We start from the raw sequence: 20,047 nt of genomic DNA on the forward strand, positions 1-20,047 counted from the left end.
CAGGAGCCATTCAGAACCATGACCACAGGCACCATCGACAACCCGCAGGCCGGCGCCGGTAACGGCCACCTGCTGGACGAGTTCCGGGAGGATGTGCTGCATGTTCAGCCCACCCTTACCGGCCTGCCTGTGTTCTGGGTGCGCCGGGAGCGGCTGGCCGACATCCTGGCCCACCTCAAGCAGGTGCCGGCGCCTTACAGCATGCTCTACGACCTGTCGGCGGTGGACGAGCGCCTGCGCAGCCACCGGCACGGACTGCCGGAGGCGGACTTCACCGTGTTCTACCACCTGCTGTCGGTGGAGCGGAACGAAGACCTGATTCTCAAGGTGGCCCTGAGTGAGGGCGACCTGTCGGTGCCCAGCGTGGCGTCGGTGTTTGCCAATGCCAACTGGTACGAACGGGAAATCTGGGACATGTTCGGCATCACCGTCACCGGCCACCCGCACATGGAGCGCATCCTGATGCCGCCCACCTGGACGGGGCACCCCCTGCGCAAGGACTATCCCGCCCGGGCCACCGAGTTCGACCCCTACACCCTGACCGTGGAAGGCCAGGATGTGGAGCAGGAAGCCATGCGCTTCGATCCGGAAGCCTGGGGCATGCAGCGGGAGCGGGACGGCGCCGAGTTCATGTTCCTTAACCTGGGGCCCAACCACCCCTCCGCCCACGGCGCCTTTCGCGTAGTGCTGCAGCTGGACGGCGAGGAGATTGTCGACTGCGTGCCCGACATCGGCTACCACCACCGGGGCGCCGAAAAGATGGCCGAACGCCAGTCCTGGCACAGCTTTATCCCCTATACCGACCGCATCGACTACACCGGCGGGGTGATGAACAACCTGCCCTACGTGCTGGCCGTGGAAAAGCTGGCCGATATCCAGGTGCCGGACCGGGTGAAGACCATACGGGTGATGATGGCGGAGATGTTCCGCATCACCAGCCATCTGCTGTTCCTGGGCACCTACCTGCAGGACCTGGGGGCCATGTCGCCGGTGTTCTACACGTTCAGCGACCGCCAGCGCGGCTACCAGGTAATCGAGGGCATCACCGGCTTCCGCATGCACCCGGCCTGGTACCGCATCGGCGGCGTCGCCCAGGACCTGCCCCAGGGCTGGGAAAAGCTGGTGCAGGGCTTCCTCGACTGGATGCCACCCCGGCTGAGGGAATATGAAAAGGCGATGATGGAGAACACCCTGGTGCGGGAGCGCACCCGCCACGTGGCCGCCTTCAACACCGCCGAAGCCCTGGAGTGGGGCGTTACCGGCCCCAACCTGCGGGCCACCGGCTGCGACTTCGACCTGCGCAAGCAGCGGCCCTATTCCGGCTATGAGAATTTCGACTTCGAGATACCCGTGGCCCAGAACGGCGATGTCTTCGACCGGGGCCAGCTGCGCATCGACGAAATGCGCCAGAGCCTGCGCATTATCCAGCAGTGCGTGAACCACATGCCGGCGGGCGACTACAAGGCAGACCACCCGCTAACCACGCCGCCGCCCCGGGAACGCATGCTGCAACACATCGAAACCCTGATTACCCACTTCCTGCAGGTGTCCTGGGGGCCGGTACTCAAGCCCCAGGAATCCCTGCAGATGGTGGAGGCCACCAAGGGTATCAACAGTTACTACCTGACCAGTGACGGCAACACCATGAGCTACCGAACCCGTATCCGCACGCCGAGTTTTCCGCACCTGCAGCAGATACCGGCGGTGATGCGCGGTGGCTTCGTACCGGACCTGATTGCCCACCTGGGCAGCATCGATTTCGTAATGGCAGACGTGGACCGCTAACCATGGCAGAGCCCGACTCCACCAACACACTGATCGGCAGCGACGGCTTCGAGCTGCACCCGGCGGACGAAACCGCCATCCTGCGGCAGCTGGAACACTACGAGCAGCCCCAGGCCGCCTGCATCGACGCCCTCAAGATCGTGCAGCAACGCCACGGCTGGGTGCCTGACGCAGCGATCCCCGCCATCGCCCGGGTACTGGGCATCGGCCCCGGTGCCGTGGAGGGCGTGGCCACCTTCTACAGCCTGATCTTCCGCCAGCCGGTGGGGCGCCACGTAGTGCTGATATGCGACAGCAGCTCCTGCTTCCTGACCGGCTTCGACGAACTGAAGCAGGCCCTGGTGGATCAACTGGGCATTGATTACGGCGACACCACCGACGACAACCGCTTCACCCTGTTGCCGGTGTGTTGCCTGGGCGCCTGTGACGGAGCCCCGGCGCTGATGATCGACAACGACACCTACGGGCCGGTCGCCCCCGAGGACCTGCCCGGCCTGCTGGAGGGCTACCCATGAGCCAGTCCATTCCCAGCCAACGCCAGTCGCACCAATATCGCAGCCGGATCCTGCAACCGGAGACCGAGCGCCGCGCCGATACCCACCCGCTGACCTGGCGACTGCGGGACGACGGCGAGACCGTCTGGCTCGACGAGTACCTGCGCAAGGACGGCTACCAGTCGGTGCGCAAGGCATTGAGTGAAGGCGATCCCCAGGCCGTCATCGCCGCCATGAAGGAAGCCAACGTACGCGGCCGCGGCGGCGCCGGCTTCTCCGCCGGCCTCAAGTGGAGCCTGACCCTGCAGGGGGGCGATATGCCCCGGGGCTACCTGATCTGCAACGCCGACGAGATGGAGCCGGGCACCTTCAAGGACCGCCTGCTCATGGAGCAGCAGCCGCACCTGCTGATCGAAGGCATGATTCTCGGCGCCTACGCCAACAATTCCTTCTATGGCTACATCTTCCTGCGGGGCGAGTACGTGGAATCGGCGCGGGTGCTCAACCGGGCCATCGACGAGGCCCGGGACGCCGGCTGGCTGGGCCAGGACATCAACGGCAGCGGCTTCGACTTCGACATTGCCGTGCACACCGGCGCCGGGCGCTACATCTGCGGCGAAGAAACGGCCCTGATCAACTCCCTGGAGGGCAAGCGCGCCAACCCCCGGGCCAAGCCGCCGTTCCCGGGCCAGTCCGGGGCCTGGGGCAAGCCCTCGGTGGTCAACAACGTGGAAACCCTGTGCAACGTGCCGGGGGTGATCCTCAACGGCGACGACTGGTACCAGGGCCTGTCCGGCGATCGCACCGACGATGGCGGCACCAAGCTCTACGGCGTGTCCGGCCCGGTGGTCAAACCCGGGCTGTGGGAACTGCCCATGGGCACCACCGGCGCCGAGATCCTCGACCGGGCCGGGGGCATGCGGGACAACCGCCAGCTCAAGGCCTGGCTGCCCGGCGGCGCCAGCACCGGCTTCCTGCTGCCGGAGCACCTGGACCTGCCCCTGGACTTCGACACCGTGGGCAAGGAAGGCAGCCGCCTGGGCACCGGCCTGCTCACAGTGGTACCCCGGGAAATGAGCATGGTGGCGCTGATGCGCAACCTGGAGGAGTTCTTCGCCCGGGAGTCCTGCGGCTGGTGCACCCCCTGCCGCGACGGCCTGCCCTGGACCGTCAAACTGCTGCAGGCCCTGGAGCACGGGCAGGGTGAGGAAGGCGATATTGAACTGCTGGACAAGCTGGCGGCGGACTGCGGCCCGGGGCTGACTTTCTGTGCCCATGCCCCCGGCGCAGCCATGCCCCTGGAAACCGCCCTCAGGCATTTCCGGCACGAGTTCGAGCAGGGGGTCAGCAAACCCCGGGGCAAGGCCCACGAGGATCCGATTCCGGTAGGCCAGGTATGAGAGGGCACAGGTTTAAGGGCGCAGGTATGAGCAGCACGACTCTCGGCATCAAAACGCACCAACGGGACTGAACCATGGCCATCATTCATGTGGACGGACAAGAGTACGAGGTGAATGGGGCCCAGAACCTGCTCCAGGCCTGCCTGTCCCTGGGCCTGGACATCCCCTATTTCTGCTGGCACCCGGCCATGGGCAGCGTCGGCGCCTGCCGCCAGTGTGCGGTGCGCCAGTACAAGGACGCCGACGACGACAAGGGCATGCTGGTGATGTCCTGCATGGCCCCGGCGAAAGACCAGACCCGTATTTCCATCGAGGATGAGGAAGCCAGGGCCTTCCGCGCCAGCGTGGTGGAATGGCTGATGATCAACCACCCCCACGACTGCCCGGTGTGCGAGGAGGGCGGCCACTGCCACCTGCAGGACATGACCGTGATGACCGGCCATGACCGGCGCCGCTACCGCTTCCGCAAACGCACCCGCCGCAACCAGTACCTGGGCCCGTTCATCGCCCATGAGATGAACCGCTGCATCACCTGTTACCGCTGCGTGCGCTTCTACAATGACTACGCCGGCGGCACCGACCTGGGGGCCTTTGGCGCCAAGGACAACGTCTATTTCGGCCGGTACGAGGAAGGCACCCTGGAAAGCCCCTTCGCCGGCAACCTCACCGAGGTGTGCCCCACCGGCGTGTTCACCGACCAGAGCCATTCCGAACACTACACCCGCAAGTGGGACCTGCAGTTCGCCCCCAGCATCTGCCACCAGTGCTCCCTGGGCTGCAACATCAGCCCCGGCGAACGTTACGGCACCATCCGCCGCATCGAGAACCGCTACCACGGCGAAGTGAACGGTTACTTCCTCTGCGACCGGGGCCGTTTCGGCTACGGCTACGTCAACCGCGCCGATCGCCCCCGGGTGCCGGAGTGGCGGCAACAGCCGGACCAGGAACCGACCACCCTGGAAGTGGATGCGGCCCTGGCCCGTATTACCGATACCCTGCGCCACACCCGGCGGGTGATCGGTATCGGCTCACCCCGGGCCAGCCTGGAAAGCAACCACCAGCTGCGGGAACTGGTGGGCGCCGATAACTTCTCCACCGGTATCGAAGCCCGGGAACAGGCCTGCCTGGCCCTGATGGACGAACTCCAGCGCACCGCCGGCCTGCCCACCCCGACGCCCCGGCAGATCGAGGAGCACGACGCCATCCTGGTGCTGGGGGAAGACCCGGTACAGAGCGCCGGCCGCCTGGGCCTCAACCTGCGCCAGGCAGCACTGTCCCGCCGGGAAGCCATGGGCGAGAAAATCGGCGTGCCGGCCTGGAATGCCGAAGCCCTCAAGACCCTGGGCCAGGACCTCTACCACCCAATTCATATCGCCTGGCCGGCCCCCACCGAGCTGGACGAGGTGGCAACACGCCACGCCCTGGCACCGGAGGCCATCGCCCGGCTGGGCTTTGCGGTGGCGCGTTGCATCGACCCCGCGTCACCAGCGGTGGATAACCTCGACCCCGCGACCCGGGAGACCGCCCAACGCATCGCCGACGACCTGATGGCGGCGGAACGCCCACTGGTGGTCAGCGGCGGCAGCCTGGTCTCGGACGCCGTACTGCAGGCCGCCGGCAACATTACCCAGGCCCTGGCCCGGCGTGCCAAACGGGGCGGGCTGGTACTGATCCGCCGGGAAGCCAACAGCACCGGGCTGTCCCTGATGGGCGGCCAGACCCTGGACTGGGCCATGGACGAACTGACCGAAGGCCGGGCCGATGCCGTGGTGGTGCTGGAAAACGACCTCTACAAGCGGCTACCGGCCGGACGGGTGGACCAGGCCCTGAGCCGGGCGGACATCCGCGTGGTGCTGGACCACCAGCGCACGGCCACCCTGGCCCAGGCCGACTTCTCACTACCGGCTGCCAGCTTCGCCGAAGGGGACGGCACCCTGGTGAACCTCGAGGGCCGGGCCCAGCGCTTCTTCCAGGTTTACGACCCCCGCTACCTGCGCCCGGAGACCCGCATCCATGAAAGCTGGCGCTGGCTGCACGCCCTGGCGGCCGGCCTGCGGGGCGAGGGCACCACCGATATCGACCTGGATGACGTCACCCGGGCCTGCGCCGAGGCCCATCCGGCCCTGGCCGGCATGGTGGAGGCGGCGCCCGGGTCCGGCTACCGTGTCGAGGGCCAGCGCCTGGCCCGGGAGCCCCACCGTTACAGTGGCCGCACCGCCATGCGGGCCGACCTCGCCGTCAGCGAAGTTCGGCCCCAGCAGGACCCGGACACGCCCTTCGCCTTTTCCATGGAAGGCTACAGCGGCGCCGACCGCCCCCGGCAGCAGGTCGCCTTCGCCTGGGCCCCGGGCTGGAACTCGCCCCAGGCCTGGAACAAGTTCACCGACGAGGTTGGCGGCCACCTGAGCGGCGGCGACCCGGGGGCACGATTGATCCATCGCCATCCCGGCCACCGGGACTACACCTCCGGCATTCCTACCGCAGCCACCAGCGACGATACCCTCAAGGCCCTGGTGCTGCCCGCCCTGTTCGGCGGCGACGAAACCTCCGCCCGGGCCGAACCCATCCAGCAGCGCATGGCGTCGCCGGTAGTGATCCTGTGCCACGTCAATGCCGAGGCCCTGGGCGTTCGCCACGGTGACACCGTGGTGCTGGGCGACTCGGGCCCGGCCATGACCGTGCAGGAGCGGGACGACTGGCCCATGGGCTGGGCCGGGTTGCCCGCCGGCCTGAGTCCCGGACTGGCCCAGGGCGAGACCATTACCCTGACGAAGCCCACGGGAGGTGAGCCATGAGCTGGTGGACCCCCGAACTGGCCGCCATCCTCTGGGCCATGTTCCAGGCCCTGGTGATCCTCCTCGGCGCGGTGCTGCTGGGCGCCGCCCTGACCGTGGTGGAGCGGCGGCTGCTGGGCCTGTGGCAGGACCGCCATGGTCCCAACCGGGTCGGGCCCTTCGGCACGCTGCAGCTGGTCGCTGACATGCTGAAGATCTTCTTCAAGGAAGACTGGATACCCCCCTTCGCCGACCGGCCCCTGTTCGTGCTGGCGCCGATCATCGCCTTTGCGTCGCTGCTACTGTCGTTCGTAATCATCCCCATCACCCCGGGCTGGGGGGTGGCCGACATGCACATCGGGCTGCTGTTCTTCCTCGCCATGGCGGGCATCAATGTCTACGCCGTGCTGCTCGGCGGCTGGGCCAGCGGCAATAAGTACGCGTTACTGGGGGCCATGCGTGCCTCGGCCCAGACCCTGTCCTACGAGGTGTTCATGGGCCTGTCGCTGATGGGTGTAGTGGCCCTGGCCGGCTCCTTCAACATGCGCGACATCGTCAACGCCCAGGAAGGCTTCTGGTTCATCATTCCCCAGTTCTTCGGCTTTGCCACCTTCCTGCTCGCGGGTATCGCCGTTACCCACCGCCACCCCTTCGACCAGCCGGAGGCGGAACAGGAACTGGCTGACGGCTACCACGTGGAATACTCCGGCATGAAGTTCGGCATGTTCTTCATCGGCGAATATGTCGGCATGGTGCTGGTATCAGCGCTGATCGTGACGCTTTTCTTCGGCGGCTGGCACGGCCCCTGGCTACCACCCATCCTGTGGTTCGCCCTCAAGACAGGCTTCTTCCTGATGCTGTTCATCCTGCTGCGGGCCTCGCTGCCCCGGCCCCGGTATGACCGGGTGATGAGCTTCGGCTGGAAGGTGTGCCTGCCGCTGACCCTGATCAACTTACTGGCCACGGGAGCGGTGATGCTCCTGTTGGAAACCTAGGGAGGACTTATGGAAAAAACCAAGGTCCCTGTTATCAGAACCGTGCTCTGGCTGGTGCCCGCCACCTGGTCCCAGCTGCGCACCCTGGGCATGGTGTTCATGCACAGCTTCCGCAAGCGGGAAACCGTGAACTACCCGGAGGAGGAGGTCTACCTGCCACCCCGCTACCGGGGCCGCATCGTACTGACCCGCGACCCGGACGGCGAGGAACGCTGCGTGGCCTGTAACCTGTGCGCGGTCGCCTGTCCCGTGGACTGCATCTCACTGCAGAAAGGGGAGCAGGACGACGGCCGCTGGTACCCGGAGTTCTTCCGCATCAATTTCTCCCGCTGCATCTTCTGCGGCATGTGCGAGGAAGCCTGCCCCACCTCCGCCATCCAGCTGACCCCGGATTTCGAGATGGGCGAGTACGACCGCCAGCAACTGGTGTACGAGAAGGAAGACCTGCTGATCAACGGGCCCGGCAAGGACCACGACTACCACTTCTACAAGGTGGCGGGCATGGCCATTGGCGGCAAGGACAAGGGCGAGGCCAGCAACGAGGAGGCACCGGAAGATGTGCGTACACTGCTGCCATAGAAGGAGCCAGACCTGATGGAAATCGCCTTCTACCTCAGCGGCCTGGTGGCGGTGCTGGCTACCGTGGGCGTGATCACCGGCAACAGCCCGGTGCATTCGGTGGTGTACCTGATCGTCTCGCTGATCGCCGTGGCCCTGGTGTTCTTTGCCCTGGGGGCGCCCTTTGCCGGCGCCCTGGAGATCATTGTCTACGCCGGCGCCATCATGGTGCTGTTCGTGTTCGTGGTGATGATGCTCAACCTGCGCCCGGACGCCGAGCGGGAGCTGGCCTGGACCCACCCCCGCCACTGGCTGGGGGCCTCGGTGCTGGCCCTGGTGCTGCTGGCGGCGCTGGTGGCACTGCTGGGCCAGGGTGGCGCCGGCGAGACCATCGACGGCGAACTGCTCACCGCCAAGGCCGTGGGCATGACCCTGTTCGGCCCCTGGCTGATGGTGGTGGAACTGTCCGCCATCCTGCTGCTGGCGGCACTGGTCACCGCCTCCCACGTGGGCCGGCGCAGCAACCCTTTGCGTAATAACGAGAACCGTGGAGGCACCCCATGAACGGTATCCCCATGGAACACGGCCTGATCCTGGCCAGTATCCTGTTCAGCCTGGGGCTGGCCGGGCTGATGCTCCGTCGCAGCATGCTGTTCGTGCTGATGAGCCTGGAGGTGATGCTCAACTCGGCGGCCCTGGCCTTCGTGGTGGGCGCCACCGCCTGGAACCAGCCGGACGGGCAGGCCATGTTCCTGCTGGTGATCACCCTGGCGGCGGCGGAAGCGGCCGTGGGCCTGGCGCTGATGATCCAGCTGTACCAACGCTTCCGTTCCCTTAACCTCGATGCAGCCAGCAGGATGCGCGGATGATGGCAATGGCGGTGATACTCTCGTTCCTGTTCCCCCTGGCGGGCACCCTGATCCTGGCCTTTTCCGCCGGCAGGCTGGGCCCCCGGGCCAGCGCCACCATCGGCGTGGGCAGCGTGGGGCTGGCGGCCCTGGCCACCCTGTGGACGATGCTCAGCCATACCGGCGGCAACCAGGGCGTGACCCTGTGGACCTGGATAGCGGTAGGGGACTTCCAGCCCACCATCGGCCTGGCGGTGGATGGCCTGGCCCTGGTGATGATGTCGGTGATCACCGGCGTGGGCTTCCTGATCCACCTGTTCGCCGCCTGGTACATGACCGGCGAGGCGGGCATCACCCGCTTCTACGCCTGGATGAACCTGTTCGTGTTCAGCATGATGCTGCTGGTGCTGGGCGACAACCTGCTGTTGCTGTTCCTGGGCTGGGAAGGCGTCGGCCTGTGCAGCTACGGGCTGATCGGCTACTACTATCGCGGGCTGGACAATGCCCGGGCCGCCTTCAAGGCCTTTGTGGTCACCCGCATCGGTGACGTGTTCCTGGCCCTGGGCATGTTCCTGATCTTCATGGAGCTGGGCACCCTGGATATCGCCACGGTGCTGGCCCGGGCGCCGGAGCTGTGGGAGCAGGGCGGCACCACCGCCAACCTGGCCGCGCTGCTGGTCCTCGGTGGCGCCCTGGGCAAATCCGCCCAGGTACCGCTGCATACCTGGCTGCCGGACGCCATGGCCGGCCCCACGCCGGTATCCGCCCTGATCCACGCCGCCACCATGGTCACCGCCGGCGTCTACCTGATTGCCCGCCTCAACGGCCTGTTCCTGCTGGCGCCGGACGTAATGCTGCTGGTGGGCGTGATCGGCGCGGTCTCGTTGCTGCTGGCGGCCTTCGCGGCCCTGGCCCAGACCGACATCAAGCGGGTGCTGGCCTATTCCACCATGAGCCAGATCGGCTACATGTTCCTCGCCCTGGGCGTAGGCGCCTTCGATGCCGCCATCTTCCACCTGGTCACCCACGCCTTCTTCAAGGCCCTGCTGTTCCTGTCCGCCGGGGCGGTGATCATCAGCTGCCATCACGAGCAGGATATGGCCAGGCTGGGCGGCCTCTGGCGTAAGCTACCGGTGGCCTATGGCGGCTTTATCGTCGGCGGCGCGGCGCTGGTGGCCCTGCCGCTGGTGACCGCCGGCTTCTTCAGCAAGGACGAAATCCTCTGGCAGGCCATGGCCGCGGACCAGACCGGGCTGCTGATCGCCGGCCTGCTCGGCGCGATGCTGACCTGTCTGTACACGGTGCGGCTGATCCTGGGCACCTTCCACGGCGAGCCGGGCAGCGACCATGCCCGCGATCCCGAGCCCGGGACCAACCTCTTCACCCATCACCTGCCGCTGGTGGTGCTGGCGGTGCTGTCCACCTTTATCGGTGCCTGGCTGTATCCCGGCCTGGGTGGGCTGTTCCCGGAAGCTCCCGGGGAAGCAGCCGAAGGCGGCCATACCCTTTTGCAGGTGCTGGCCATCGGTGCAGTGATCGCCGGCCTGGCCCTGGCCGGGTGGCTGTTCCTGATACGCCGGCCATGGCTTGATGACGTGGCCAGCAAAGGTGCCGGCGCCAGCCTCTGGAAACTCTGGCACCACGCCTGGGGCTTTGACGCCCTGTTCGACCGGGTGCTGGTGCGGCCCTGGCAATGGAGTGTACGAATGCTGCGGTTCGACTTTATCAACATGTTCATGAACCTGCCGGCGCTGATCGCCCGGGTGTTTAACGCCGGCCTGGTACGCGCCCAGAACGGGCGTACCCGCAGTTACGCCCTGGTGATGATGTTCGGTGCCACGGTCATCCTTGTTGCCCTGGCGCTTGCGCCGGGAGGTGCCGCATGATCCTGGTATGGCTGATCCTGATTCCCTTCCTCGGGGGCCTGCTGAGCTGGCAGGCGGAGCGCTGGGGCGAACAGACACCCCGCTGGATCGCCCTGGCCACCATGTTGTTCGTGCTGGTGATCAGTGTGGTGCTCTGGATCGGGGGCGACTTCAGCCTGCCCGGTACCGGCGAGAGCCAGTGGCTGCTGGAATGGCGGGCGCCGTGGATCCCCCGCTTCGGCATCGAGATCCACCTGGCCCTGGACGGCCTGTCGCTGATCCTGGTCGCGCTGACCGGCTTCCTCGGTACCCTGGCGGTGCTCTGCTCCTGGCACGAGATTGCCCACCGGGTGGGCTTCTTCCACCTCAACCTGCTGTTCATCCTCGGCGGTGTAGTGGGCGTGTTCCTGGCCCTGGACCTGTTCCTGTTCTTCCTGTTCTGGGAAATGATGCTGGTGCCCATGTACTTCCTGATCGCGCTGTGGGGCCACAGTGGCTCCCCGGGCCAGACCCGCATCCGCGCCGCCACCCGCTTCTTCATCTACACCCAGGCCAGCGGCCTGCTGATGCTGGTGGCCATCCTGGCGCTGGTATTCGTGCACTACAGCAACACCGGCGAGCTGTCGTTCAGCTATGACACGCTGCGGGGCACCGATGTGCCGGAACCCCTGGCCTTCTGGCTGATGCTGGGCTTCTTCATTGCCTTTGCGGTGAAGCTGCCGGTGGTCCCCTTCCACGGCTGGCTGCCGGACGCCCACGCCCAGGCACCCACGGCCGGCAGTGTCGACCTGGCGGGCATCCTGCTGAAAACCGCCGCCTACGGCATCATCCGCTTCGCCCTGCCGCTGTTTCCGGAACAGTCCGAGGCCTTTGCCCCGGTGGCCATGACCCTGGGGCTGGTGGGCATCATCTACGGCGCGGTTCTGGCCTGTGGCCAGCAGGACATCAAGCGGCTGATCGCCTACACCAGTATCTCCCACATGGGCTTTGTGCTGATCGCCCTGTACTCCGGCTCGGAACTGGCCATCCAGGGGGCCATCATCCTGATGGTGGCCCACGCTTTCTCCAGCGCCGGGCTGTTCATCCTCAGCGGCCAGCTGTACGAGCGCATCCACAGCCGGGACATGCGCGTGATGGGCGGGCTGTGGAGCCGCATACCGATACTGCCCGGGTTCACCCTGTGCTTTGTCGCCGCCTCCCTGGGCATGCCCGTTACCGCCAACTTCGTGGGGGAATTCATGATCCTGTTCGGCACCTTCCCCGGGGCGCCGGTGGTGGTCGTTATCGCCAGCGCGGGGCTGGTGCTGGCGGCCATCTACTCCCTGCTGCTGATGCAGCGGGTGCACTACGGCCCCGAGTATCGGCCCGGCCCACTGAAAGGCCCTGACGCCCGTGAGTACGGCATGATGCTGACGTTGTTAGCGCTCACTATCGCCGTGGGGCTCTACCCGCAACCGCTGCTGGATACCACCGCCGCCGTGTCCGCCCCGATCGCGGAGCTGTTCACGGATGGCACGGATCTGGCCGCCCGGGCAGGGGAGGTGAACTGATGCTGACCCTGCAAAGCCTGATCGCCATACTGCCGCTGATCATTGTCGCCACCACCGCCGTGGTGGTGATGCTGGGCATCGCCTGGAAACGCCATCACGCTGCAACCGCCGTCGTCTCCGCCGTCGGCCTGGTGCTGGCCCTGCTGAGCGTGCCGATGTCTGCAGGGGCCCTGTCGTCACCGCCGCTGATGACCATGGACGGCCTCGTCATCATGGGCAGTGTGCTGGTGCTGCTGTGCGCCCTGGTCACCGTGGCCCTGAGCCACCACTACCTGACCGGCTACATCGGCCCCCGGGAAGAGTTTTACCTGCTATTGCTGTGCGCGGTCACCGGCGCCCTGGGGCTGGTGGCCAGCGACCACCTGGCCACCCTGTTCATCAGCCTGGAACTGCTGTCCATGCCCCTGTACGGAATGCTGGCCTACAGCTTCCGCGCGGAACGGTCCCTGGAAGCGGGCATCAAGTACCTGGTGCTGTCCGCCGCCGCCACCGCCTTCCTGCTGTTCGGCATGGCGCTGATCTATGCCCGTACCGGTCGCATGGACCTGGCCGGCTTGGCTGCGGGCCTGGCCGCCACCCCCGACCCCTGGACCCTGGCCGGCGCCGTGCTGATGGTGGTGGGCCTGGGCTTCAAGCTGTCCATCGTGCCCTTCCACCTGTGGACCCCGGACGTCTACCAGGGCGGCCCGGCACCGGCCACCATCTTCCTGGCCACCGTCAGCAAACTCGCCGTGTTCCTGGTGCTGCTGCGGCTGATCCTGGTCGCGCCCATCTTCGACAGTGAATGGTTACGCACCCTGTTCACCTTGCTGGCGCTGATCACCATGCTCGGCGGCAACCTGCTGGCCCTGTTCCAGCCCAACCTGAAACGCCTGCTGGGCTATTCCTCCATCGCCCACTTCGGCTACCTGCTGGTGGCCATCGTGGTGGGCGGCCAGCTGGCGGTGGAAACCACCGGCGTCTACCTGATCACCTACCTGGTCACTACCCTGGCGGCGTTTGGCGTGGTGACTATGGTGTCCAGTCCCTTTGGTGGCGAGGATGCTGCTGGGCTGCACCACTATCGGGGGTTGTTCTGGCGTCGGCCGTGGTTGGCGGCTGTGATGACGGTGAGCTTTTTGTCGCTGGCGGGGATACCGCTGACCGCTGGGTTTATTGGGAAGTTTTATGTGATTGCTCTGGGTGTTGCTGATGCTCGGTGGTGGCTTGTAGCTGGCATTGTGGCTGGTAGTGCTATTGGGTTGTTCTACTATCTGCGGGTGATGGTGACCTTGTATATGCCGGAGCCTGGGATGCGGCATCGGGATGCTGTGCATGATTGGGGGAGTCGGGTTGGGGGGCTGGCTCTGGTGGTTGTTGCCGTTTTGATCTTGGTGATCGGGGTGTACCCGGCGCCGGTTATTGATTGGGTTGGGGGGTTGGTTTGAGGGAGTCAGCCTTGTTGGGCGGTTCTTTTGGAGTCCAGTGTTCGAATTCCACTGGACATCACACCCGTCGAGTCGCCCTCTAGTCTGAAGGTTTCAGCGAAGGCCGAACACTTGGAAGTGGACTAACAGACTACGATCGCCTGCAGAATATTTCACTGTGCACTTTTTGACTCGATACCTTGTGACTCATCATATACTGGGGATTCGTACATTTTAATTAGATATTTCCTAAGCCCCAAATTTGACTTGATGCGTTTTTTGAAGTTTTTAACGAATTTTTTCACTACTGGCGAATCGTTATTCTCATCAGCCGAGTGCTCCATTATTCCAGCTTGGATTTGAACTGGAATGGACTTTCCATAATCCTTTATTAACCGGTCATAGGCTTTTTGGTTCTTTAAAGTGATCAATACGCTCTCGGTTAGAAATAGCTCTGCAAAGTCTCTATCTTCCTTGTTCGGAGAGGTAAAAAGATCTTCGGCATGTGCCTCAAGTGCTGGAATAAAGTACTCGTAACTGAAATTTTCGCACAAAAGGCTAGTAAATAAACATAATATTTGGACACTAGGGAGCGCAGTTAAAGGGCTTTCTATGCGATTGTTTACTACATCATCATATAGCCTAGCAGCTTCGGAGAAAGACTGCGTAACACTCTTTTCTATTTGTTTGTAAGGAGTGAGATAGGCTGCCAACAAAAAGGACCCATGGCTAAATATTTTTAATAGCTCATATCTATCGTTCGTAAATTCAATATTATTTATTTGTTCGAGTATCTCAGGGCAGTCTCGCCTAAGCCCTAGATAGAAAAAGTAGCTTGTGTTCCAGTATAGATCATAGATCTCTTGACTAATTGTGGCTGTTGAATCTCTATTCAGTCCTTTGGCAAAGAAAAACTCCGTAAAAGTTCTGTGCCTAAACCTTAATGTTTGCCTCTGCTCATTGAACGTGAAAATCTCTGATTTAAACAGCATCTTTTGAAAAAGTTCTTCTTTCTCGATTTTTAAATTTCTGTCGTCAACGTATTGGTTGAATAAGGATCTTACGTCACCTATAGGTAGGTCGAGTAACGAGTTCTCCATAATCATGGTGGCTGAATTTATTATTACATTTAATAGTACTTCGTACTCTCGCTGAGACTGTAGTCCTTTACTCATATCCCATCTTCCAATAACCAGCTCCATATATTTCTCATAAAGCTCTGTCATTGTAGAGGGTATCTCTTGCACATGCTCGTTTAGCAGCTTTGCAAGCAGTATTGCAGAAATCGGAGTTTTAGGAAGCTTCCGAAATAACTGAGATTTGTTTATGTCTTTCGAAAGTTTGGTTGCAATGGTTTTGTCTTTGCAGTAGTTCTCCACTAACCCAATAACTTGAGCTATTGTTAAATAGCTAAGCCGGAACCTCGCATAATGTTTTTCTATTTCAGCCTCTTGTTCGGGGTTATCTATATTTCTCGTTGTTATTATTAACTTGATGTTCGGTCTACCGTTGATAGATTGAGCAACGCCTTCTAGAAAATCAATTCTTTCACCAGCCGGAATTTTTAGTTCGTCTAGCGCGTCAATTAGCAAAGTATACTTTTGGTCTTCTAACGGTTCATTCTCTTTTTCTACTTCCGCAATGAGATTTGTACAATTAGAATGGTATTTTTCAAGAAGTTCCTTTGCTGTTATGAGTACTGGAAGCTCGTGTGTTAAGTTGAATGTTTCCGAATCAGATAACTTTCTTGCGACTTCGGCAAGCAGGGTTGACTTACCGGTCCCCATCTGTGCTTCAACTAAAATAAAGGGGTGCTGCGCAGTTGCTTGCTCGATAGTGAATTTGGTTTTTCTAGAGCGTAATTTGTTTAGTTGCTTCTTGGGGCGGACTCTTTCAAGCGTTTGGGGTATATAGTGATCTTCATTGTTTGAACCTAGTACAGACCCGGCTATTGATAGCTCATCAGCCTTTTTTTGTACGGTTCTCAAATATTCGCCCGTAGATACAGATACATCTTTCCAATATTCTGGATAGTGCTTATCTATTAATAAAACGAGTCTTTCTCCACTAATGAATTTTACGTTCTTGTTATTGAAACGATGATGTATTTTTTCTTGTGCCCCACCGGTAATATTTTCATTAGTTATTACCCAGATTTCAGTTAGAAAAATCTCCTTTTTTCCTCCTTCAATCTTTCTTTTGATTTCACACTCTTCTATTTGTCTCACTATTTCTTGATGATCTTGCTTAATTTTACCAACTTTTACTACACAGCCAATGTATTCTTCGCCACCTAATGTCTCGTCGACCTTAGTTAGAACGAAGTCAGCGCCCATCTCTTGTGGCCCTTGAGTATATTCAACATTGCTTATTTGGGGTAACCGTTTGAAAAGTACTTCTAGGATCGGGTGGAGGTCATTTACTTCATGTTTTAGCTTGCTGATCCGTTCTGTCTTTTTTGTGTCCACAGTTATACCCACTTTTCCTTTCAATTTTTTGTAGCCTGAAACCGCCACCACACACTACGACGGTCAGCCCTTTTGTTTTTATCGTTGCCTCGTCGATTCCCAGAGTAACAGGGAGCGAGTAACAGGAACAGTCACTATAAACCGGACCTCAACGACCTCAACTGGGACAGACACTACCAGGACTATGGGAGGGAGGCCCCCGAGGGCGTTGAATGTCGTTACTTGGCGACTCAGGCACGTACAGACGGATTGGCGGATGCCGAGGTTTGCGGTAGCCTTACTGAAGGCACTGGAAGCCCACACAAGACAAGGAGCCGTTATGGAACTGAAGTTCGAACTCACCTCGCCCGACCGCGATGCGGTTCAGGAAACCCTCGAAGCCCTTCAGGATGCCCCCAAGGACGATGTAGACGATTTCATGCGCTACATCCTCAATGGCAATCGAAACGGTATCCAGAGTTTTATCAAAGGCGCCGTAGACAACCCCAAGACCTGGTGGATCGGTCTGTTCACACTACAAATGCAGACTGGGCGAATGGGTAATCGTCTGCAGCGGCTGGCCAATTCCAATGCTGGGCACCTGTCGACAATCCTTGCCCCCCTATGGGCCGATGCAAAGGGGAGTCTGGTAAGCGACGATGAGTCCATCGTAACCAATGTCGTGCGGTACGCCCTCAAATACCATCGCTCAATGCTTGTCGGGCGCCTGGCAGGAGGAGGTTTTACAAGCTTTGCCTCTACGGGCGGCCTGTTTGGGCAGCGCGCCCGGGCAGGGTTCAAAACTCCAGCCAAGATTGCCTTCGGGACCGGGGTGCTCGTTACGAATTTGGCGCTGGCCAGTTACGGTGCAGGCATAATGGCCGTAGGGCTTGGACGCTCGAAGCTTCGCGATGTGCTGTTCAGCATTCTGACTGGCTCCGACATGCAGATACCGCCCCACTTCGAATTGCTGCTGAGCACTGCCGCCATAACTTCCGAGGAACTGGAACAACTGGAATGGCTGAAAAAGATACTGGTGGAAATCAATAAGCTTGCCCAGGTCGGGACTGGGCCGATACCAATCAGTGAATTCTGCTCAAAGCCGGAAAACCTCCACTGGGAGAGCATTTGCGGATGATGAAGTTCCTGAAAAGCCTGTTCGTCGTTATCCAGTATCTCGTTGCGGCCGCGTTTATGCAGATCGCCGGGCTGCTGGCTTTTCTCGCCGGCGGTGTTGCATGGGCGCATTGGGACTCGCTCTGGGCCGCCGCTGGCGGCTTCCTGCTGGTTATTGTCCTGGCCATGCCTGTCTACGGTCTGCTCAACGGCGACATAAAACCCCGCCGCTCTCGGTAGGGGACTGCAACTGGGACAGACACTATCACCCCCTCTAACAATACGTGTCAGTCGGACAGTTTGCGTTAGGAATACATGAATGAAAGCTCAGTTCCGTCGAACCAAGGATAAGGATTTCACCGGCCAACTGATCCGGAAGAACATGGAGTCTTACTATAGGGAACTCGGCATCGATTGGGATCAGGGCCTGTTCGACAAGAATTGGGATGTATTTGAAAACTACGAACTGCTCGTCAATTTCGCTCCGGTGGGGATTCTTCGCCTAAGTCATGACCACTTGGCCTACTATATCCGAGACCTCCAGGTTGATCCTCGCTGGCAGTGTAAGGGCTTCGGTACACAGGCGATCGAATATGCGGCTGATATTGCCCGCAACTCAGGGTTTGGGCTCCTGAGGCTTCGCGTTTTCCGCAGAAATCCAGCCGTTTCGTTATACGAGCGCATGGGATTTCGCATTCGAAAAACTAAAGACGAAATGCACTACATGGAGCGGGAAGTTTCCTGACAAATTTCTTAAGTGAGGGGACTAATAACTGGGACAGACACTCTCAAAAAGTCAGGTTAACTGGGACAGGCATTCTCAAAAGAAGCCCGTGATTTCAGACATCAGACTCACCGCCCGCAGCTTCCCAAGAGAGACTCAGGGACAGTCACTCTTAAAAGACTGATTTATTGTACTTTTTTTATTTCTGGATATTCAGATTTATCGATAGATATCGACCAAGTGTAAACACGAACCACTCGAAAACCGCAAAAACTTGCCGAACTGGTACAAAGTTCCCCTGTCCAATTTCTTTGCGGCGGACCACAATAGAAGGCCTCTAGAGAACGAAACAGCCTCGGCCGAGGAAACCCGAAACGAACGCTCTAAGAGGTCAAAGACATGGTCTTCAAGCTTATATTCAGGGTCATCCTCAGGTTAACCATCTACCTGATAAAAGATTGCTGGGAGTACCCTGACAGACACTGACTGGCATATTAGCCGCACCTGACATGGCAGGTGCGGTTGTTCCTGCCAGTGGGCGATAACAGGGACATATATGGACGCCTCCCCGGGGTCAAGTCCTGCCTGCCGATGAAGCGGGTGGTTCACGGACATATATCCGGCGTCGTTCTGGGGCGACTTGATGCTGCGCCCCGCGCCTTGATGAGATCCGACCCCGGCAGCCTATACAGGCACTCGTGCTGCAAAGCGACTTGTCCCAATGATCAGGCTCTTGCCAGGGCCGGGTAACCGGTTGCTTCATCCATTGGCGGGTCTAACCCGGTGAGCTCTTTATCCTGGTTGTGTGTTTTTCTCTGCCTTCGTTATCAGGCAACAGCTTTCTGAACGTCGAATGTCTCTTCATAGCGAATCACGCGCCACGCGATACGGGCGCTTTTGTTGGCCAAGGCAACAATGGCCTTGTTGTGGCCCCGTCGCTCCTTCAGCGCCAGTAACCAGCGCGCCAGGGGATCATCACGACGCGGCGCTCGCTGCATGACGGCCCTGGCACCGTGTATTAACAGTGCGCGCAGTTCACGATCCCCGTTTTTGGTGATCCCCAGCAGTCGTGTCTTGTCGCCGGAACTAACGATACTGGGACAGACACTCTCAAAACTCTGACACTCTCAAAACTCTGACACTCTCAAAACTAATGCTTACTTAACTTTATTATGAAAAACCGAGCAAGACACGAGACAGAAGCTAACACTATAAAAATCAGAAAAAAGGACGCAAACATACGCCACCATAGAACATTTATAGGGCTCTCCCAGGGGCCAGAAAGCCCAAACTCTTGCGGAAATACAACAGGACTATATCTCGACATATCTTGAGCAATAAAATGGAACGGCCAGCCAAGAAAAAGAGGCTCAAGATCCGACTGTTTCGTTACGGTGCGCGGTATCATCAATGTTCCTAAAAGGATCATAATAGATAAAGCTGCGGAGCATAGCCAATACGCAATTTTATTCCTAGGCATCACATGTAACCCTCGCCTAAGGAGCCTGCTTAAAGAAAAGCAGGCTCCTTAAATTACTACACCTCTATAATACAGCTGAACGTTGGCTTTCGGTAATTAATACCACGGTTGATCATCGGAGATTGGGTCTAAGTGCCACCATTCGCGGTTTCCGGGAGCTGTAAACCCTGATTGGAAAGGAACCGTGAAAACATTGCTACCACTGCTACACCCAAATGAGCAGTATGTGGTGTAGCATTCATCCGGGCTTCTCCGTCCACGCTGAGAGCTTAGCTTTACTTTGGTGCCAGTGCTGTTCGGCCCACTTACCCAAATCATACGGGTAATCGTACGATAAAACTGTCCAGGATTAAGGAGAATAGCTTGGGCTGAACCAATCGTGACAGCCATCTCGTTTTCGCTATCAAAAGCTTGGGTGTCTACGTAAGGCGAAGGTAAATCAGAAGACCAATACCCTAAAGGAGCATACCCGAAAGTCCCGTTATCATCGTAGTTGTAAAATAGAGCATCTGGCTCATAGGTACTTGTCCAATTATCCCAGAACCACGCCAGCCTCGACTGGTCTCTCCAGTAAACATATTGTTCAATCACATGAGAGTTAGATG

Annotated in this window: 15 protein-coding genes and 1 pseudogene; 14 read left to right on the forward strand and 2 right to left on the reverse strand. The window is 60.0% G+C overall.

Annotation, left to right across the window (positions count from 1 at the left end; all coding sequences use genetic code 11):
- The first annotated feature begins 18 nt into the window (after window positions 1-18).
- From nuoC to nuoN, 11 genes are all read left to right on the forward strand, one after another.
- Window positions 19-1,785, forward strand: coding sequence for an NADH-quinone oxidoreductase subunit C/D (gene nuoC, locus ACFOZ5_RS01090; protein WP_379884851.1), 1,767 nt, complete (start codon window positions 19-21; stop codon window positions 1,783-1,785).
- Between the two features lie 2 nt (window positions 1,786-1,787).
- On the forward strand, window positions 1,788-2,300 hold the full coding sequence (gene nuoE / locus ACFOZ5_RS01095; protein ID WP_379884852.1) for an NADH-quinone oxidoreductase subunit NuoE: 513 nt from the start codon (window positions 1,788-1,790) through the stop codon (window positions 2,298-2,300).
- Window positions 2,297-3,679 (forward strand): NADH-quinone oxidoreductase subunit NuoF, encoded by a 1,383-nt coding sequence (gene nuoF, locus ACFOZ5_RS01100; protein WP_379884853.1) that lies wholly within the window; start codon window positions 2,297-2,299, stop codon window positions 3,677-3,679. The genes nuoE and nuoF overlap by 4 nt, the downstream gene beginning before the upstream one ends.
- Window positions 3,680-3,753: 74 nt before the next feature.
- Window positions 3,754-6,474 carry an NADH-quinone oxidoreductase subunit NuoG gene (gene nuoG / locus ACFOZ5_RS01105; RefSeq protein ID WP_379884854.1) on the forward strand — a complete coding sequence of 907 codons (2,721 nt, stop codon included), beginning with the start codon at window positions 3,754-3,756 and terminating at the stop codon, window positions 6,472-6,474.
- Window positions 6,471-7,448: an NADH-quinone oxidoreductase subunit NuoH gene (gene nuoH, locus ACFOZ5_RS01110; protein ID WP_379884855.1), complete on the forward strand. Its 978-nt coding sequence runs from the start codon at window positions 6,471-6,473 to the stop codon at window positions 7,446-7,448. The genes nuoG and nuoH overlap by 4 nt, the downstream gene beginning before the upstream one ends.
- A gap of 9 nt (window positions 7,449-7,457) precedes the next feature.
- Complete coding sequence (nuoI, locus tag ACFOZ5_RS01115) at window positions 7,458-8,027, forward strand: NADH-quinone oxidoreductase subunit NuoI (protein WP_379884856.1); 570 nt, start codon at window positions 7,458-7,460, stop codon at window positions 8,025-8,027.
- A 15-nt stretch (window positions 8,028-8,042) separates the two neighbouring features.
- On the forward strand, window positions 8,043-8,570 hold the full coding sequence (gene nuoJ / locus ACFOZ5_RS01120) for an NADH-quinone oxidoreductase subunit J (protein ID WP_379884858.1): 528 nt from the start codon (window positions 8,043-8,045) through the stop codon (window positions 8,568-8,570).
- Complete coding sequence (gene nuoK / locus ACFOZ5_RS01125; RefSeq protein ID WP_379884859.1) at window positions 8,567-8,875, forward strand: NADH-quinone oxidoreductase subunit NuoK; 309 nt, start codon at window positions 8,567-8,569, stop codon at window positions 8,873-8,875. The genes nuoJ and nuoK overlap by 4 nt, the downstream gene beginning before the upstream one ends.
- Complete coding sequence (nuoL, locus tag ACFOZ5_RS01130; RefSeq protein WP_379884861.1) at window positions 8,872-10,740, forward strand: NADH-quinone oxidoreductase subunit L; 1,869 nt, start codon at window positions 8,872-8,874, stop codon at window positions 10,738-10,740. The genes nuoK and nuoL overlap by 4 nt, the downstream gene beginning before the upstream one ends.
- Window positions 10,737-12,269, forward strand: a complete 1,533-nt coding sequence (gene nuoM / locus ACFOZ5_RS01135; protein ID WP_379884862.1) for an NADH-quinone oxidoreductase subunit M — start codon at window positions 10,737-10,739, stop codon at window positions 12,267-12,269. The genes nuoL and nuoM overlap by 4 nt, the downstream gene beginning before the upstream one ends.
- Window positions 12,269-13,696 carry an NADH-quinone oxidoreductase subunit NuoN gene (gene nuoN, locus ACFOZ5_RS01140; protein WP_379884863.1) on the forward strand — a complete coding sequence of 476 codons (1,428 nt, stop codon included), beginning with the start codon at window positions 12,269-12,271 and terminating at the stop codon, window positions 13,694-13,696. Before nuoM ends, nuoN begins: the two co-directional genes overlap by 1 nt.
- A gap of 152 nt (window positions 13,697-13,848) precedes the next feature.
- Here the strand turns inward: nuoN and ACFOZ5_RS01145 are convergent, their stop codons facing one another.
- Window positions 13,849-16,143, reverse strand: a complete 2,295-nt coding sequence (locus tag ACFOZ5_RS01145; protein WP_379884864.1) for an NACHT domain-containing protein — start codon at window positions 16,141-16,143, stop codon at window positions 13,849-13,851.
- Between the two features lie 319 nt (window positions 16,144-16,462).
- Between ACFOZ5_RS01145 and ACFOZ5_RS01150 the strand changes: the two genes are divergently transcribed.
- The 3 genes from ACFOZ5_RS01150 to ACFOZ5_RS01160 all read left to right on the forward strand — a co-directional run bounded on the left by ACFOZ5_RS01150 (window position 16,463) and on the right by ACFOZ5_RS01160 (window position 17,983).
- Complete coding sequence (locus ACFOZ5_RS01150; protein ID WP_379884865.1) at window positions 16,463-17,260, forward strand: hypothetical protein; 798 nt, start codon at window positions 16,463-16,465, stop codon at window positions 17,258-17,260.
- Window positions 17,257-17,478 carry a hypothetical protein gene (locus ACFOZ5_RS01155; RefSeq protein ID WP_379884866.1) on the forward strand — a complete coding sequence of 74 codons (222 nt, stop codon included), beginning with the start codon at window positions 17,257-17,259 and terminating at the stop codon, window positions 17,476-17,478. Before ACFOZ5_RS01150 ends, ACFOZ5_RS01155 begins: the two co-directional genes overlap by 4 nt.
- Window positions 17,479-17,557: 79 nt before the next feature.
- Window positions 17,558-17,983, forward strand: a complete 426-nt coding sequence (locus tag ACFOZ5_RS01160) for a GNAT family N-acetyltransferase (protein WP_379884867.1) — start codon at window positions 17,558-17,560, stop codon at window positions 17,981-17,983.
- A gap of 806 nt (window positions 17,984-18,789) precedes the next feature.
- Here the strand turns inward: ACFOZ5_RS01160 and ACFOZ5_RS01165 are convergent.
- Window positions 18,790-19,068, reverse strand: a pseudogene (locus ACFOZ5_RS01165) (transposase); the annotation flags it as partial.
- Window positions 19,069-20,047 lie beyond the last annotated feature (979 nt).

It is taken from the genome of Marinobacter lacisalsi (genome assembly GCF_042651045.1).
GTDB classification, from domain to species: domain Bacteria; phylum Pseudomonadota; class Gammaproteobacteria; order Pseudomonadales; family Oleiphilaceae; genus Marinobacter; species Marinobacter lacisalsi.